The following is a 16,963-nucleotide window of genomic DNA, read 5'->3' as shown; positions in this document are numbered from 1 at the left end:
TCATGTTTTTGCCTTCATATGCTCTGGCCTTCTTCTGCCTGCCCTGCGCAACCCTGCTCTCCGCCATTATTGTGCGCAGTATGGTCAGGCTGGCAATACTGGACCATCCCGACCACCGTAGCGCCCATACCCGGCCTACACCCAAAGGTGGGGGTATAGGGGTCATGACCACATTCGGTCTGTTCTACCCTGTTTTACAGGCGGCAACCGGCCAGATGGTACTTTCTTTTCCATTTCTGATGGAAGCCTGCGCCCTTGTGCTTCTGTGCGGTGTTTCGTGGCTGGATGACCTTTACCAGTGGCCCCCGTCCATCAAGCTCGCCGCGCAGATCATCGCCGCCTGCCTAATTGTGGGGGGAGGCATACGCCTGACATGGCCAACGCCGCTGGCTGGGGCTGCCATATCCATCCTCTGGCTGGTGTTCATCACCAATGCGGTCAACTTTATGGATGGGTTGAATGGGCTGATTGCGGGGTGCCTGACCTGCGCAGCGTTTGTTCTTGCTCTTGTTGCACCATTTTTTGGTGTGCCTGAACTGTTCTGGCCTGCTCTGCTACTGGCTGGTTGCCTATTAGGCTTTCTGCCCTTCAACTTTCCCCATGCCCGTATTTTTCTGGGAGATGTTGGCAGTCAGGGCTGTGGCTTACTGGCAGGAGCCGCAGCCCTGTATGGTGCAAGCCACACCACACAACCCTCTGGCTGGCTACTGGGACCGGCCCTGCTTTTCCCACTGATTTACGATGTGCTGTTTACACTCGTGCGGCGATGGTCTGCGGGCCAGTCGCTGGTCACCGCACACAGAGGGCACCTGTATCAGGTTCTCCACCGCAGCAGCCTGCCTATCACCACCATTTCCATTCTGGAATGGGGGCTGACCCTATGGGGCGGCGCCATAGCCTGCCTTGTTGCTCCCCAAACACACGTTTGGGGGAGTATAAGCGGCATAACCCTGCTCATACTCCCCCAACTGGTATGGACTGCGTGGAGCGTTCTACGCGCCCATCAAGGCACCATCGGCAAGTGGTAGGCTGCCTCCCAAAGATTATTTGAGTGTAAGCGTCAGCCCCTGCGCGGAGCCAGCAAGCCTTGCCCCTTGGGAGATGGTTTCGATTTTGATGCGCACGCCATTCTTGTTTTCCAGCACAGCGCCGCCTAGGCCCTGCCCCAGCGTAGCCTCACCATGAGCAGCAGCGTAGGTGCCATTAAAGTCCTTTAGGCGGTGCAGATTATACACCGTGCCGGTCCCCTCGATCTTGGAAAAACCGACTGCGGCAATGGTCCCCCCTGTAATGGAGAAGGCGTGCGCCTTGCCAGCATAAGTCAACGTGCCATCACCCCACGTATAGCCCAACCCGATATCGGCAGACTTGGCCGTCAGGGTCAGTTTGGCCGTAGGCGCACCCAGAGTATCAGCCGCATGTGCCGCAGACGCAGCACCAAAAGAAACAGCCAGAGCAGCAGCAGCGACAACAGAAGAAAAACGCATGGGACGGCTTCCTTTACAGGTCTGTCTTGGAAAATAACCAATAGCTGCGCGGATGCTAACAGCCAGACAAGTTAGAAAAATCAACGCCCCTCATACAAAAAGGTTGCCGGTGAGGGGCGCATGACCATTTGTAAAAAATGGTTCATGGCACGCCACACGGCAACCTTCGTCATCTGAATTCCGGATAAAACCGACTTTCAGGCAGCAGCAACACGGCGCAGGCGGCGCACCGTTGCCACTTTTTCTTCCGGCTGGGTTTTCTGAGCGGCATCCCGCACAGTGGTGCCCATAATGGAGCGGATTTCCTTCAGGTAAGCTGCACCTTTGGGGGTACGCTGCACCAGAACGGAACGACGGTCCAGCGGGTCTACCTTACGACGTGCCAGATCCAGCTCGCTCAGACGGTCCAGAGCACGGGTAATGGCAGGCTTGGACACATTCAGGCTTGCTGCCAGACCACGCACCGTATGCCCGCTCTCGTCCAGATAGCAGGTCAGGAACACAGCGAGCTGACGGGCGGACAGATCCGGCCCTTCGCCACGCACCAGTGCAACAATGGTATCCCGCAGGGTCTTGACCAGATCCTCTGCCTTTTCTGCGGCCTGTGCCATGATAATCAACTTCCTTTTCTACTGGGGGCCAGTGCTCTGGCCCACCCAGCGGTGTTTTCCCGGCCCATGTTCAAACCGGAATGAATCTGCTGGGCTTTATATAGACACCGAAACGAAATTTTAAAGCGTTGTAACAAAAAATTATCGCGCTTGACCTTCCTGTATCGGCTTTAAGTCTTTTTCGTGTCATTCGTTCCACAAAGAGAACGGATTACACGAAAAAGTGCACGAATTCCGGGAACATCTCCCCCTTCCGGGCGGCCCGGACGGCTGGAATCATTCCACGCGTAGCTATCGACATGCGCCCAACGCTGGTCTGGTTTTACAAAATGTTCCAAAAACAGACCGGCCGTAATCGCCCCCGCCATAGGGCGGGAGGCAATGTTGTTCAGGTCCGCCACGGAGCTTTTGAGCCAGCCTGCATAACCCTGCCAGAGCGGAAGCCGCCACAGGGGGTCGGCCTCGTGCTCTGCCGCTTCCGCAAACAGCATAGCTGTGGAGTCGTTGTTACAGAACAAGGCTGGCAGATCCGGCCCCAGCGCCACACGGGCAGCCCCTGTAAGGGTCGCCACATCTACCAGCAGATCGGGATGACTTTCTCCCGCCTCATACAGCAGATCGCTCAGCACCAGCCGCCCTTCGGCATCCGTATTGCCAATTTCCACTGTTAGGCCAGCGCGGCTACGAACCACATCCAGCGGGCGCATGGCGTGACCGGAGACACTGTTTTCCACACAGCCTAGCCGCAACTCCAGCCTGATGGGCAGGTCCTGCGCCATAATCAGATGCGCCAGAGCCAGCACCGAGGCCGCCCCGCCCATGTCCTTTTTCATCCGCAACATGCCGCTGGAGGGTTTGATGTCATACCCCCCGCTATCAAAACACACGCCCTTGCCTACGAGGGACACCAGCGGGGCATCCTTGCCCGCGCTTGAGCCGCTCCAGCGCGCCACCACCACGCGAGGGCTGCGGTCTGACCCATTGCCCACATGCGCCAGCAACGGGTAGGCCTCATCCAGCGCAGAACCTTTAACCACGTCGACCTCGGCCCCTAAGGGGCGCAGCGCATTCTTGGCTTCCCGTGCCAGATCGGATGGTCCCAGCAAATTGGCGGGGGTGTTAATCAGATCACGCGCAAAGCAGATGGACTGCGCCATTTGCGCCGCCAGCCCCTTACGTTCGCCTGCCGTCACCACAAGCCGGGGCGCGCCGGTTGGCTTGTCATCCGTTTTTAAACTGTAGCGATAAGCACCCAGACAGAAGCCCAGAATAACGTCATCCCGCGCCACGTCATCGGGTGCCTGAACGCTCCAGTCGCCCTCGGGCAGGTCCAGCGCCAGCTTGCCGAACGCAAACGGGTCCCGCACCCCTTTTTCCGGCAGGCCAAACAGAGCCTGCATCCTGCCATCCGGGCCGGGCACCAGCACAAGCTGCCCTGCCTTGCCACCAAAACCACAGCTTTTGGCAAAAGCCGCAGCGGGGGCGCCTACCAATGCCTCCCACGTCTCTCGTCCAGAGGCCCGCACGGCATGAACAGTACAAAGAGCCTTCCGCCTGCGCGCAACAGTCAGGCAGTCCAGATCGTGAATAGGCATGGCATTCCTCCTTCTGTCCGCACCCTGCGCCTCCCTTTTCCATCATGCAACGGGGGAGGTTATGCACATTGCTGGCTTGCTTTTCGGAGCTGGGCATCCGACCATGCACAGCATGAAGGTTTCCACCCGCCAGCTTGCCTCTGCCCTGCACTCTTCCCCTCTTGCAGATCAGGCACCAGTTCGGGCTATTCTGGGCCCTACCAACACCGGCAAAACGCATCTGGCGCTGGAGCGGATGCTGGCGCACACCTCGGGCATTATCGGCTTTCCACTCCGGCTTCTGGCGCGTGAAAATTACGAGCGCATGGTGCGCCTTAAGGGCGTACGTGCAGTCGCCCTGATTACTGGGGAGAAAAAATAGTCCCCCCGCAGGCCCGCTGGTTTTCCTGCACGGTGGAAGCCATGCCCATGAGCCGCGCGGTGGACTTTGTGGCAGTGGACGAAATCCAACTCTGCGCGGACCCCGAACGCGGCCATATTTTTACCGACCGGCTGCTCAATGCCCGCGGCCGGTCCGAGACCTTGTTCCTTGGGGCAGACACCATTGCCCCGCTCATGAAGGCCCTGATCCCCGGTGTGGAGGTAGAAACACGCCCACGCCTGTCCAGCCTGAGTTACACAGGGCATACGCGCCTGTCCCGCCTGCCGCCGCGCACGGCCATTGTCGCCTTTTCCATGGCGGATGTGTACGCCATTGCCGAGCTTATCCGACGCAAACGGGGTGGGTGTGCCGTGGTTATGGGGCAGCTCTCCCCCCGCACCCGCAATGCACAGGTCGCCCTCTACCAGAACCGCGAGGTAGATTATCTGGTGGCAACAGACGCCATTGGCATGGGCCTGAACATGAATATCGACCATGTTGCCTTTGCGGGCCTGTCCAAATTTGACGGGCAGAGGCACCGTATGCTGGCCCCTGCCGAAATCGCCCAGATTGCAGGCCGCGCAGGCCGTGGCACGCGGGACGGTACCTTTGGCACAACGGGGGAATGCCCGCCTCTGCCCGACCACATGGCGGAAGCCATTGAGGAACACAGGTTCGAACCCCTTTCCTTTTTATGGTGGCGTAGCAGCCGGCTCAGCTTTGCCTCCCCACAGGCACTCCATGCCAGCCTATGCCAGAAGACACCCCACCCCTGCCTGAGACCCGCCGAGCCTGCCTCCGACATGCAGACGCTCAGCGCGCTCATGCAAACACCTGCCGTGCGGACACTGGCAACCACACCCGAACAGACCCGTCTTTTGTGGGAAATCTGCCAGATCCCGGATTTTCGTAAACTGGGGGTGGATAGCCATATCCGCCTGTGCGGCCAGCTCTTTACCATTCTGGCCAAGGAGGGGCGTCTGCCCTCCTCATGGCTCAAAAACCGCCTTGCCAATCTGGAACATACAGGCGGAGAAATAGAAGACCTGATGCACCGCCTGATGGGCATTCGCACGTGGTCCTATGTTTCGGCCCACCCCGATTGGGTAGAAAACGCGGAACACTGGCAACGCCATACCCGGATGCTGGAGGACACACTCTCCGATGCCCTGCATGAGAGGCTGGCCAGCCGGTTTGTGGACAAACGTGCCGCCAGTCTGGCCCGCAGGCTGGAGGAAGCAGACAACTCGCCCCTGCTTTGCGCTATCAGCAAATTCGGCGAAGTCCGCGTGGAAGGGCATGATGTTGGGCATATGCGTGGCTTCACCTTTGTGCCTGACCAGGAGGCAGCCCGCTCCGACCAAGCCCTTATTCTCAAAGCTGCACGCCGCGCTGCCCGTAGCGAGATTCCCCGCCTTGTCACCCGTTTTTTGCAGGCACCGGAAAGCGACATTACGCTGGACACACTAACAGGCCACTTCCTGTGGAACGGCGAGCGGATTGCCCATCTGCGCAAAGGCGACACCGTTCTCCAGCCCGTTATTCATGTTGAAGACGCCGAATTTCTGGAATCCGCCCATAAGGCCAAAATACGCCAACGGCTTACCCAGTCTCTGACGGCAAAATTACAGCAGACTCTGGCGCCACTGTTCCGTGCCGAGCAAGCGGTAGCCGACCACCCACTGCTCCGCGGCATCGTCCATGCCATGATGGAAAACGGAGGGGTTGCGGCCCTGCCGGCCCCTCCATCTCTCCCTCCTCAGGAAGCAACATTCCTTCGGCGGCAGGCCATACGACTGCATGGCACGCTGGCTTTTTGCACCCCCCTGCTCAAACCCCATGCCATGGTGCTGCGTAGCCTGCTGTTACGCTTGTACAACGCCCTGCCCGTTACCGCCCTGCCACCAGATGGCGCTGTCTCCATGCGTCTGAGCGCGCCTCTCCCCCTCCCCGCGCAGGAATTGCTCCGCAGCATTGGCTGGGTGGCAAGCCACCATACGTTGGTCCGACTCGATATTGCCGCCAGCATCGTTCAGGACATGCGCCAGTTCTGCGCCCGTACGGCCAAACCTTTACCTTTGGCCTTGGCATCTCGCCTTGGGGTAAGCAAAAAGGAACTGCCAGAGGTGCTCAAGGGGCTAGGAATCCGCCTACAGGCTCCGGCAGCGTTGCCCCGCCATTATGCAGGGCCGCCGGCTCCTTTTATGGTTTTACCAACACGGCAGACAGAAAAAAGAAAACAGCGCTCCGCTCGGGCCACTCACCCCAAACATCTGCAAAACGCCCTAAATAACAGCCCTTTTGCCATTTTAAGCACATTACGAAGCCGCATGTAGGAGCAGCCCTGCCGCTACCGAAGTGCGCCCTTTCGTGCAAGCGGGTTGCCATAGGGCAAAAACCCCATCATATCTGCGCCATCCTTGGTGGCACGACCGGCTGGTTGGCCATCTGACCCCACGCGGCGAGCCCCCCTCGACCGCCAGATAATTTCGGAGATGGCAATGACCTACGTGGTCACTGAAAACTGCATCCGCTGCAAATTCATGGACTGTGTGGAAGTCTGCCCCGTTGACTGCTTCTACGCCGGTGAAAATTTTCTGGTTATCAACCCGGATGAGTGCATTGACTGTGGCGTGTGCGAACCTGAATGCCCCGCTGAAGCCATTTTCCCCGACAGCGATGACCGTTCAGCAGCGTGGGCAGAAATCAACGCAAAATACGCCAGCCAGTGGCCTAACATCACACGCAAGGGCACAGCGCCTGCAGATGCGGAAGAGTGGAAGGACAAGCCCAACAAGGCCGAGCTTCTTTCCCCCGAGCCACACAAAGACTAAGCCTGCCACAACAACAGGCTCCCTACAGAAAAGGCACCGGACATCCCGGTGCCTTTTTTTATGCCCCAGACCGATACAGCCATCACTCTAACGAGGCGGCCCCCCAAACCAACACAACAAAAAAACCCCCGGAGCCAAAGCCCCGGGGGTTTTTTGCTGCTGGCTGCAACCCTAACCGAAGTCAGAGCCACAAAGCCTCCATGATATCAGCGAGACATCATGTTCATGGACGTGTTGGCCATGATGAAGACCGTACCGACAATAAGGATGGACACGAATGCAACGGTGAAAACAAACGCAATGTTGTTCCAACGTGCTTCCGAGCCGCTACCCATGTGCAGGAAGTAGTGCAGATGCACCAGAACCTGAACAAGTGCCAGAATGGAAAGCGCAGCCATGGTGCCGGTTGGCGCAAGGCTGTGGCTCATCACCACACCAAACGACAGGACCGTCAGGATAACGGCAAGAACAAAGCCGATAAGGTACGAAGATACGCTACCGTGGCTCTCGCCCGAGGAGGATGTGTTCGGATTGCTCATCAGATCATGCTCGCCAGATAGACATAGGTGAAAACACAGATCCAGACGATATCCAGGAAGTGCCAGAACAGGCTCAGGCAAGTGAGCTTGTTCATCATGCGTTCCGGAATTTCAGTTGTCCCCATCAGCTGAACCATCAGGGTAACAATCCAGATCAGACCACACGTCACATGCAGACCGTGGGTGGAAACCAGCGTGAAGAACGCAGACAGGAATGCACTGCGATCCGGGCCAGCGCCCTCGGCGATCATGTGTGCGAATTCACGCAGCTCCAGACCAACGAACCCAAGACCAAGAAGGAATGTGACGCCAAGCCACAGGATAACCTTGCTGATCTGGGTCTTATGGGCGGCAATCATGCCGAACCCATAAGTAATGGAAGAGAGAAGCAGGAGGGCTGTTTCCAGCCCAAGCCCACCAAACTCAAACAGTTCGTGTGGGGTTGGCCCACCATTGAACTGGTTACGCAGAACTGCAAACGTGGCGAACAGAGAGCCAAAGATAATGCAGTCCGTCATCAGATAGACCCAGAACCCGAACACCACCGGAGATTCGTGATGATGTTCGTCGTGGCCTGCGGTCGGTACAGTTGTGTTCTGTGCCATTATTCTGCTGCCTGTGCCATCAGTTTACGGGTGTGCTCGTTTTCGATCCGGGCAACCTCTTCGGCAGGGATATAGTAATCAATATCCTTGTTAGCGCTGCGTGCAATGACCGTACCGATCACGCCCACAAGGCCAATGGCTGCCAGCCACCAGATGTACCACACAGCAGCAAAACCGAAGATCAGGGCGAAGGCACCGCATGTAATACCAGCTGCCGTGTTTTTCGGCATATGGATTGCTTCATACTGGCCGCCAGCCTGACGGGTATCAATGCCGTTTTCCTTGTCGTGCATATAAGCATCAAGAGAGCTAACATGCGGGACAATGGCGTAGTTATACACCGGCGGAGGAGAAGAAGTGGACCATTCCAGCGTACGGCCGTTCCAAGGATCGCCCGTTACGTCGCGGTTTTCCGGCAGGTTGCAGTCACGGATGGAGACGTAAATCTGCACCAGCTGGCAAACAACACCGAACAGGATGAGCACTGCGCCAACTTCAGCGATCAGCATCCAAGGATGCCAAGCCGGGTTGTCATAGTGGTTCATACGACGGGTCATGCCTTCGAAACCGAGGACATACAGCGGCATAAAGGCAAAGAAGAAGCCAACCAGCCAGAACCAGAAGGCGCGGATGCCCCAAGCTTCGTTCATTTTGAAGCCAAGAACCTTCGGAGCCCAGAAGTTCATGCCACAGATGTAACCGAAGTACACACCACCGATAATCACGTTATGGAAGTGAGCAATCAGGAACAGACTGTTATGCAGCACAAAGTCAGAACCGGGGATGGCCATCATAACACCGGTCATACCACCGATGGTGAACACCACCATGAAGCCAACAGCCCAATACATGCAAGCATGGTACTGGATGCGACCCTTATACATGGTGAACAGCCAGTTAAAGAGCTTAACACCGGTCGGGATGGAGATGATCATGGTTGCGATGCCGAAGAAGGCATTCACGTCCGGACCAGCGCCCATGGTGAAGAAGTGATGCACCCACACAAGGAAGGACAGCACCATAATGGAGCAGGTCGCATAAACCATGGTGTTGTAACCAAAGAGCGGCTTGCCAGAGAAGGCCGGCACAACTTCGGAGAACACACCAAAAGCAGGAATGACCAGAATATAAACTTCCGGATGCCCCCAAGCCCAAATCAGGTTCAGGTACAGCATCTGGTTGCCGCCACCATCATTGGTGAAGAAGTGCATACCGAAGTAACGGTCCAGACCCAGAAGGGCGACAGCAACCGTCAGCACGGGGAAGGTAGCCATGATCAGGATGGAGGAGCAGAAAGCCGTCCAGGTGAACACGGGCATCTTCATCCAGGACATGCCCGGAGCGCGCATCTTAACGATGGTTACGAAGAAGTTCACACCAGTCAGCAGCGTACCGACACCAGAGATCTGGATAGCCCAGATATAGTAGTCAACACCCACGCCCGGGCTGAACTGCATTTCGGACAGCGGGGGATAAGCCAGCCAGCCGCACTGTGAGAACTCACCAATGAACAGGGAGATGTTCACCAGCATGAACGCAACAGCCGTCATCCAGAAGCTCAGGTTGTTCAGGAACGGGTAAGCCACGTCACGTGCGCCAATCTGCAGCGGCACAATGAAGTTGAACAGACCGGTCATGAACGCCATGGCCAGGAAGAAGATCATGATCGTCCCGTGAGCGGAGAAGATCTGGTCATAGTGATGCGGGGGCAGATAACCGGGGTTACCTGCGTAAGCCAGCGCAAGCTGGGTACGCATCATGATGGCGTCCGCAAAACCGCGGGCCAGAGCAACCAGCGCCAGTACAATGTACATGACAGCCAGACGCTTGTGATCGACAGAGGTAAACCACTCTTTCCAGAGGTAGCCCCACTTGCCGTAATAAGTAATCAGTCCCAGTACCGCGACACCGACAATGAGAACGCCGATGAACGTACCTACTAGGATCGGCACATCCAACGGGATGGCCGAAAGCGATAGTCTCCCTAGCATAGATCCTATTCCTTCATATTCATGTCGGACATCGCGGACTGCTGCACCTGAATCATTTTGCCAGTGCTTTTGTCCATGACCATGCCGTTGTTGTATTTGGCAACGATCGTGTTGAACATGCCGGGTTCAACATGCGCGAAATATTCGACGGGGTTCGCTTCGCTTGGTGCAGCCAGTTTAGGATAGGTCTGGCTATCCAGCTGTTCGGAAGATGCACGCACCTTTTCGACCCAGGCATTGAACTCATCATTGCTCATCGCCAGAGCGTGGAAGCGCATGTCCGAGAAACCACGCCCACTGTAGTTGGCGGATTCACCCATGTAATCGCCCGGCTCGCTTGCCAGCAGATGAAGCTGGGTCTGCATGCCTGCCATTGCATAAATCATGGAACCAAGACGCGGGATGAAGAACGAGTTCATCACGGAATCAGAGGTGATGTCGAAATCAACAGGCGTATTGACCGGCATAGCCAGCTGATTAACTGTTGCAATTCCCTGTTCGGGGTAAATGAACAGCCATTTCCAATCCTGCGCCACAACCTGAACATGCAGCGGCTTGGTATTGGCTTCTGCCTCAAGCGGCTTGTAGGGGTCCAGAGAATGACAGGTCTGGTAGGTGATCACTGCCAGAAACAGAATAATCAGAGACGGAACGCCCCAGATCACCACTTCAATCTTGTTGGAATGGCTCCATTTCGGCAGATATTCGGCACTTGTGTTGGACTGGCGATACTGCCAGGCGAACCACAGTGTCAGAATAATGGTCGGAACCACTACGATCAGCATTGCGATCACAGAGGTGGTAATAAGAGATTTAACCCCCTCTCCCACCGGGCCTTTCGGGTCCAGAACGTCTAGTTCGCACCCGGCAAGCAGCAACGCTGACGATAGGCCGCCCAATCGCGCCGTTCTCGCCAGTAACTTGTTTTTCATCGCACGCCTCTTGGTTCTGACATCAACTTAGCCTCACAAAGACTTTTGCCCTGCTGCCACAGAAGCCTGACAACAGCAAGAAAAACCGCGTCCCGGCCTAGGGAGCCCTTTCTGTTCCGCACCTGCAACACATTTTGGCCATCCAAGATGGATACCCGAAATCTGTTGCTCACGATGCAGCCCCCCAAGCTCGGCGGAAACGCATTGCGCCTACTTTATTCCCTACGGGCGGATTCTCAAACGTCAGAAAAGTTCCATCTGCCTTTCGTCACAATCAGTTAGCCATTTTCGGCATGGCATTTGCCTACTTTTGAGGCGTCTGGATGGGGGAAATGCGTCATCACGGAATGTTTCATTATATTTCAAAATTTCCAATAATGGCAAAATTTAGTCTGAAATTTCATATTGTTAGAGAGCACACAAAATCTCACATCCCTGTTACAACTTAAAGAATTGAAATCAGGACCATTTTTGCACCCATTCTCGTTTTTCATGTCTGCATTCGAAGCAAGCATGACTGCCCATACAAAAAAGCCCGGCCATAACAGGCCGGGCTTCCCTTCATAGAACCAGATCGCTCTGGAGGACTCTATGGGTAGAGGATCAGTCGCTGGAGTTGCGGACCCCCATGAACTGCAACAGGAACTGAAACAGGTTGATAAAGTTAAGGTAAAGGCTCAGCGCATCGTACACACTGCGCTTTGCTGTCATTTCCGGGCCTTCATAGGCCGCCAACTGCGGGTAAGTCACCCGAATCCGCTGGGCATCAAAGGCGCTGAACGCCGTAAAGATGAAGACACCCACGATGCTATAGAGATAGTACACCGTCGGACTCTTGAGGAAGAGGTTCACCAATCCGGCAATCACCAGTCCAAAAAGCCCCATCATCAGGAACGATCCGAACTGCAGCAGATTGGCCTTGGTGACATAGCCCCACAGGGAAGTCGCCCCGAACATGCAGGCCGTTACCAAAAACACGCGCACAATGGATGTGCCCGTATAAATGACAAACACACTGGCCAGACTGGCCCCCATGGCCGCACAGAACGCCCAGAATAGCGCCTGTGCCCCCTGAAGGGACAAACGATTGATCCCGAACGACATGACCAGCACAAACGCCAACGGGGACAACATAGCCACATCACCCAGCAATGTGGGGCGCGGCAATGGACCTGCGGCAGTCTGGAAGACCTGAAAGAACAGGCCACTGAGCCCGGTATTGGCAATGGCGTAGGCCACAATGCCGGTCAGCAGCAGACCTGACGCCATCCAGTTGTAAACGCGCAGCATGTAGCTACGCAGTCCAGCGTCCAGACTGGCCTGATCGTTCCAGCCTGACGCTGATGCGGGGGAACGGTAGTCGCGACTAAACGACATGGTTTTCTACTCTCCTTATCCAGACAGGTCTGGCTTTGCTTTATACTTGTGGCTGCCCTGTCTTTCCGTCAAGGGTATGACACATCATATAAGTAGGCACCTACCAACAATCTGTGCAGTTTGTTGCCTACCCACGCTCTGCCCCCAGTCATAAGGCCAGATATGCACCTTATTGCCGGTCTTCCACCCCCGGTGGATATGCGTCTGTTCCTGCATGGTTTTCAGGAATTTTTCCCATCCAAAAAATGGAAACCCACACCACAGCTCTATCTGCCCCTGGTCGCTTTCGAGCGCTTAACGCCCCCCCATCTGGGAGGAACTGGACCAGACTCTGTACTCACTCCAGATGCCCGCCCCCGTCTCGCTTCGGCATACGGGCTTTGATGTGACTCTGAAACGGAACCGAATCATGCTGGAGGCCACGGTGGAAGCCTCTGTTATAGATCACCTTTCCGTGAAAATCCGGAACCTGGCACGGCGTGCTGGGGTGCCTTCAAGCCGCTCCCTGCTCCCCTCTGGTATCGCGCTGGCAGACATTACCGATGTCGAGCCACAGGCGTGCAACCTGTGGCTTGCAACCCACCGCCATCTCTTTGCCCAAACAGAAGAAGTTTGCGAATTCACCGTGTTTAAGACTGGGAAAAACCGCGAAAACCCTTTTTGGGAAGTGATGGCGGAATACCAGTTTGCAAATATGTTCACGCCCCCCGTCCATTTGTTATAACATTGCCTTTCCGTGGGGCTGTTCCAGCCTGCTCATGCACCAGAACTGATTTTTTGTGTGCCTGATCCGCACAAAGAACGAATACGTGGGGATGCAGCTATTCTCTTGGCGTGATTGACATACAGCGCGTGCCTTGGCTGATGTGTGAGAAACCGGATTTCCGGCTCTATTTTTCCTCATCTTGATACACAGTCGAGGACATGAACGCATGACCCGCCCCGCCTCCGCCAAGAGACGTTCGCTGCTAGGAATTCTCGCGGCTGGAACAATCTGTGCCGCTGCCCTACCTTACGCAGCAGCCCCTGCCCGCGCCGATAGTCAGGGTGACACGGGACAAGCCATCATCCACGCTGATGAGCACCCCGAAAACTGGCTGTCCTATGGTCGCACCTACTCTGAACAGCGCTACAGCCCGCTGGATCAGATCAACCGCTCCAACGTTGGAAACCTGAAGCTGGCCTGGTACTTCAACCTGGACAGCAACCGCGGTCAGGAAGGCACGCCTCTGATTGTGGACGGCATTATGTATGCCACGACCAACTGGTCCAAAATGAAGGCCCTTGATGCAGCAACCGGTAAGCTGCTGTGGGAATACGACCCGAAGGTGCCGGGTAACATTGCCGACAAAGGCTGCTGCGATACCGTAAACCGCGGCGCTGGCTACTGGAACGGCAAGGTCTATTTTGGCACGTTTGATGGCCGCCTGATTGCACTGGACGCCAAGACCGGCAAAAAGGCGTGGGAAGTCAACACCATTCCCGCCGATGCCTCCCTGGGCAAACAGCGCTCCTACACGGTTGACGGTGCAGTCCGCATTGCCAAAGGCTTGGTCCTGATTGGTAATGGTGGTGCAGAATTTGGCGCCCGTGGCTTTGTGTCCGCTTTTGATGCGGAAACCGGCAAGCTGAAATGGCGCTTCTACACGGTTCCCAACAACAAGAACGAGCCTGACCACGCTGCGTCGGACAACGTTCTGATGACCAAAGCCTACAAGACCTGGGGCCCCAACGGGGCATGGATCCGTCAGGGCGGTGGTGGTACCGTGTGGGACTCCATTGTCTATGACCCCGTGTCCGATCTGGTCTATCTGGCCGTTGGTAACGGTTCCCCCTGGAACTACAAATACCGCTCCGAAGGCATCGGGAATAACCTGTTCCTGGGCAGCATTGTGGCGGTCAAGCCGGAAACGGGCGAATACGTCTGGCACTTCCAGGCCACCACCATGGACCAGTGGGACTACACCTCTGTTCAGCAGGTCATGACGCTTGACATGCCGATCAATGGTGAAATGCGCCACGTTGTTGTGCAGGCCCCCAAGAACGGCTTCTTCTATGTTCTGGACGCCAAGACGGGTGAATTCCTGGCTGGTAAGAACTATGTTTACGAAAACTGGGCCAGTGGCCTTGATCCGCTGACCGGTCGCCCGATCTACAAGCCCGAAGGCCTGTGGACCCTTAACGGCAACTTCTGGTACGGCATTCCCGGCCCGCTGGGTGCTCATAACTTTATGGCTATGGCGTACAGCCCCAAGACCCACCTGGTCTACCTGCCTGCGCACCAGATTCCGTTTGGTTACCAGAACCAGGTTGGCGGCTTCAAACCGCATCCGGATTCATGGAACATCGGTCTGGACATGACCAAGACCGGCCTGCCTGATACCCCTGAAGCCCGCTCCGCTTACCTGAAGGACCTGCACGGCGAACTGCTCGCATGGGATCCGGTGAAGATGGAAACCGTGTGGAAGATCGACCACAAGGGCCCATGGAACGGTGGTGTTCTGGCAACTGGTGGTGACCTGCTGTTCCAGGGCCTCGCCAACGGTGAATTCCACGCCTACGACGCAACCAACGGTGCTGACCTTTACAAGTTTGACGCACAGAGCGGCATTATTGCTCCGCCTGTGACCTACAGCGTCAACGGCAAGCAGTACGTTGCGGTTGAAGTGGGCTGGGGCGGCATCTACCCGATCTCCATGGGTGGTATGGGCCGTACGTCCGGCTGGACCGTCAACCATTCCTACATTGCCGTGTTCTCTCTGGATGGCAAAGCGCAGCTGCCGACCATGAACGAACTGGGCTTCCTGCCCGTCAAGCCGCCTGCGGAATATGACACGAAGGAAGCCGCCAAGGGCTACTTCCAGTATCAGACCTATTGCCAGACCTGCCACGGTGACAACGGTGAAGGGGCCGGTGTGCTCCCTGACCTGCGTTGGTCCGGTTCCATCCGTCATCAGGACGCGTTCTACAATGTTGTGGGCCGCGGCGCGCTGACCGCTTACGGCATGGACCGCTTTGACACGAGCATGAAGCCTGAAGAAATCGAATCCATTCGTCAGTACCTCATCAAGAGGGCGAACGAGACCTATCAGCGCGAAGTGGACGCCCGAAAGAACGATCAGGGGGTTCCGCAGGTCCCGGTCGTGGGCATTACGCCCCAATAAAGCGGCAGTCATGACGTCATTCGGTACACAAGCGATACAGTGGTAAAAATGATGATGAACAGACTAAAAGCCGCTCTTGGAGCGGTCACTGTCGGGCTTCTGGCAGGAACCTCCCTGGCACACGCACAGGGAGCGGATGAAGACCTGATCAAAAAGGGCGAATACGTTGCCCGTCTTGGTGACTGTGTGGCTTGCCACACAGCACTCAACGGTCAGAAATTTGCAGGTGGGCTGGCAATCAAAACCCCCATCGGCATGATTTATTCGACCAACATTACGCCTGACCCCACTTACGGGATTGGCACCTATACGTTGCAGGAGTTTGATGAAGCCGTGCGCCACGGTGTCCGCAAGGACGGCAGCACGCTTTATCCGGCCATGCCGTATCCGTCCTTTGCTCGTATGTCTCAGGACGATATCAAATCACTCTATGCTTACTTCATGCATGGTGTGAAACCGATCGCCCAGAAAAACCGGGAACGGGCATTAGCTGGCCGCTGTCCATGCGCTGGCCGCTGTCCATCTGGCGCTCCATGTTTGCCCCCACACCCAAGGACTTTACGCCTGCTCCGGGTACGGATGCAGACATTGCCCGCGGTGAATACCTTGTAACGGGTGCCGGACATTGCGGTGCGTGCCATACACCCCGTGGCTTTGCCATGCAGGAAAAGGCGCTGGATGCCTCCGGTGGTCCTGACTTCCTTGCTGGTGGTGCGCCGATCGACAACTGGATTGCGCCCAGCCTGCGCAACGACCCGGTTGTGGGCCTTGGCCGCTGGTCTGAAGATGACATCTACCTGTTCCTGAAGTCCGGCCGTACAGACCACTCCGCCGTATTTGGTGGCATGGCTGACGTGGTTGGCTGGAGCACCCAGTACTTCACCGACTCTGACCTGCACGCCATTGCCAAGTATCTGAAGTCCATGCCGCCGGTTCCGCCGTCACGGGGTGACTACACATACGATCCGTCCACGGCTCAGGCTCTGGATTCAGGCAACACGGCCAACAACCCCGGCGCTCGGGTCTATGTTGAACAGTGCGCAGCCTGCCATCGCAACGATGGTGGTGGTGTAGCCCGCATGTTCCCGCCGCTGGCTGGTAACCCGGTTGTTGTTGGTGATGACCCGACCTCCATTGCCCACATTGTTATGGCCGGTGGTGTTCTGCCGCCTACCAACTGGGCACCGTCTGCCGTTGCCATGCCGGACTACAAGAACATCCTGTCCGACCAGCAGATGGCTGATGTGGTCAACTTCATCCGCTCCGCATGGGGCAACAAGGCTCCGGCTAACGTGACGGCCGCTGACGTTCAGAAACTCCGTCTGGACCACGCTCCGATCCCGACCACCGGCTGGGCCGACCCGACCTCTGCTACGTCAACATGGGGCCTGTTTATGCCGCAGCCTTACGGCTCTGGCTGGACCTTTGCGCCGCAGACCCATACCGGGGTGGATGCAGAACAGTAAG

The 16,963-nt window shown here is 56.6% G+C and carries 12 protein-coding genes and 2 pseudogenes; 6 read left to right on the top strand and 8 right to left on the bottom strand.

All coding sequences use genetic code 11. The features are described from left to right. Positions 1 to 2: 2 nt before the first annotated feature. On the top strand, positions 3 to 1,028 hold the full coding sequence (locus tag AGA_RS02535; RefSeq protein ID WP_083503514.1) for an MraY family glycosyltransferase: 1,026 nt from the start codon (positions 3 to 5) through the stop codon (positions 1,026 to 1,028). Between the two features lie 15 nt (positions 1,029 to 1,043). Here AGA_RS02535 and AGA_RS02530 read toward each other — a convergent pair whose 3' ends face one another. The 3 genes from AGA_RS02530 to AGA_RS02520 all read right to left on the bottom strand — a co-directional run bounded on the left by AGA_RS02530 (position 1,044) and on the right by AGA_RS02520 (position 3,693). Then, positions 1,044 to 1,487, bottom strand: a complete 444-nt coding sequence (locus tag AGA_RS02530) for a hypothetical protein (RefSeq protein WP_059022890.1) — start codon at positions 1,485 to 1,487, stop codon at positions 1,044 to 1,046. 197 nt (positions 1,488 to 1,684) lie between these two features. After that, positions 1,685 to 2,098: a MarR family transcriptional regulator gene (locus tag AGA_RS02525; protein ID WP_059022889.1), complete on the bottom strand. Its 414-nt coding sequence runs from the start codon at positions 2,096 to 2,098 to the stop codon at positions 1,685 to 1,687. Positions 2,099 to 2,268: 170 nt separating this feature from the next. Continuing rightward, complete coding sequence (locus AGA_RS02520; RefSeq protein ID WP_059022888.1) at positions 2,269 to 3,693, bottom strand: leucyl aminopeptidase family protein; 1,425 nt, start codon at positions 3,691 to 3,693, stop codon at positions 2,269 to 2,271. A 112-nt stretch (positions 3,694 to 3,805) separates the two neighbouring features. Between AGA_RS02520 and AGA_RS02515 the strand changes: the two are divergent. Together AGA_RS02515 and fdxA are read left to right on the top strand one after the other, a co-directional pair. Then, positions 3,806 to 6,390 (top strand): annotated as a pseudogene (locus AGA_RS02515) (helicase-related protein). A gap of 165 nt (positions 6,391 to 6,555) precedes the next feature. Next, entirely contained in the window at positions 6,556 to 6,888 is a 333-nt protein-coding gene (gene fdxA / locus AGA_RS02510) for a ferredoxin FdxA (protein WP_059024603.1), read from the top strand. Positions 6,889 to 7,094: 206 nt separating this feature from the next. Here fdxA and cyoD read toward each other — a convergent pair whose 3' ends face one another. From cyoD to AGA_RS02485, 5 genes are all read right to left on the bottom strand, one after another. Next, positions 7,095 to 7,427: a cytochrome o ubiquinol oxidase subunit IV gene (gene cyoD / locus AGA_RS02505; RefSeq protein WP_059022887.1), complete on the bottom strand. Its 333-nt coding sequence runs from the start codon at positions 7,425 to 7,427 to the stop codon at positions 7,095 to 7,097. Beyond that, complete coding sequence (gene cyoC, locus AGA_RS02500; protein ID WP_059022886.1) at positions 7,427 to 8,032, bottom strand: cytochrome o ubiquinol oxidase subunit III; 606 nt, start codon at positions 8,030 to 8,032, stop codon at positions 7,427 to 7,429. The genes cyoD and cyoC overlap by 1 nt, the downstream gene beginning before the upstream one ends. Then, positions 8,032 to 10,023, bottom strand: coding sequence for a cytochrome o ubiquinol oxidase subunit I (gene cyoB / locus AGA_RS02495; RefSeq protein WP_059022885.1), 1,992 nt, complete (start codon positions 10,021 to 10,023; stop codon positions 8,032 to 8,034). The genes cyoC and cyoB overlap by 1 nt, the downstream gene beginning before the upstream one ends. Before the next feature lie 5 nt (positions 10,024 to 10,028). Then, entirely contained in the window at positions 10,029 to 10,955 is a 927-nt protein-coding gene (cyoA, locus tag AGA_RS02490; protein WP_059022884.1) for a ubiquinol oxidase subunit II, read from the bottom strand. Between the two features lie 603 nt (positions 10,956 to 11,558). Further along, complete coding sequence (locus AGA_RS02485; protein ID WP_059022883.1) at positions 11,559 to 12,332, bottom strand: Bax inhibitor-1/YccA family protein; 774 nt, start codon at positions 12,330 to 12,332, stop codon at positions 11,559 to 11,561. A 409-nt stretch (positions 12,333 to 12,741) separates the two neighbouring features. Between AGA_RS02485 and AGA_RS02475 the strand changes: the two genes are divergently transcribed. From AGA_RS02475 to AGA_RS02465, 3 genes and pseudogenes are all read left to right on the top strand, one after another. Beyond that, positions 12,742 to 13,056 (top strand): hypothetical protein, encoded by a 315-nt coding sequence (locus AGA_RS02475; protein WP_059022881.1) that lies wholly within the window; start codon positions 12,742 to 12,744, stop codon positions 13,054 to 13,056. Positions 13,057 to 13,264: 208 nt separating this feature from the next. Then, a complete protein-coding gene (locus AGA_RS02470; protein ID WP_059022880.1) occupies positions 13,265 to 15,496 on the top strand; it encodes a PQQ-dependent dehydrogenase, methanol/ethanol family in 2,232 nt (743 codons plus the stop codon). A 48-nt stretch (positions 15,497 to 15,544) separates the two neighbouring features. Further along, a pseudogene (locus AGA_RS02465) lies at positions 15,545 to 16,962 on the top strand (c-type cytochrome). Position 16,963 lies beyond the last annotated feature (1 nt).

The sequence above is a fragment of the Acetobacter ghanensis genome, from assembly GCF_001499675.1.
In the GTDB taxonomy this organism is placed as follows: Bacteria; Pseudomonadota; Alphaproteobacteria; order Acetobacterales; family Acetobacteraceae; genus Acetobacter; species Acetobacter ghanensis.
This window is presented reverse-complemented; position numbering and strand designations above follow the sequence as displayed.

Excerpts from the sequence above, each read along its gene's own strand:
- AGA_RS02535 (WP_083503514.1), top strand. The coding sequence starts at position 3 with ATGTTTTTGCCTTCATATGCTCTGGCCTTCTTCTGCCTGCCCTGCGCA.
- AGA_RS02530 (WP_059022890.1), bottom strand. The coding sequence starts at position 1,487 with ATGCGTTTTTCTTCTGTTGTCGCTGCTGCTGCTCTGGCTGTTTCTTTT.
- AGA_RS02525 (WP_059022889.1), bottom strand. The coding sequence starts at position 2,098 with ATGGCACAGGCCGCAGAAAAGGCAGAGGATCTGGTCAAGACCCTGCGG.
- AGA_RS02520 (WP_059022888.1), bottom strand. The coding sequence starts at position 3,693 with ATGCCTATTCACGATCTGGACTGCCTGACTGTTGCGCGCAGGCGGAAG.
- fdxA (WP_059024603.1), top strand. The coding sequence starts at position 6,556 with ATGACCTACGTGGTCACTGAAAACTGCATCCGCTGCAAATTCATGGAC.
- cyoD (WP_059022887.1), bottom strand. The coding sequence starts at position 7,427 with ATGAGCAATCCGAACACATCCTCCTCGGGCGAGAGCCACGGTAGCGTA.
- cyoC (WP_059022886.1), bottom strand. The coding sequence starts at position 8,032 with ATGGCACAGAACACAACTGTACCGACCGCAGGCCACGACGAACATCAT.
- cyoB (WP_059022885.1), bottom strand. The coding sequence starts at position 10,023 with ATGCTAGGGAGACTATCGCTTTCGGCCATCCCGTTGGATGTGCCGATC.
- cyoA (WP_059022884.1), bottom strand. The coding sequence starts at position 10,955 with ATGAAAAACAAGTTACTGGCGAGAACGGCGCGATTGGGCGGCCTATCG.
- AGA_RS02485 (WP_059022883.1), bottom strand. The coding sequence starts at position 12,332 with ATGTCGTTTAGTCGCGACTACCGTTCCCCCGCATCAGCGTCAGGCTGG.
- AGA_RS02475 (WP_059022881.1), top strand. The coding sequence starts at position 12,742 with ATGCTGGAGGCCACGGTGGAAGCCTCTGTTATAGATCACCTTTCCGTG.
- AGA_RS02470 (WP_059022880.1), top strand. The coding sequence starts at position 13,265 with ATGACCCGCCCCGCCTCCGCCAAGAGACGTTCGCTGCTAGGAATTCTC.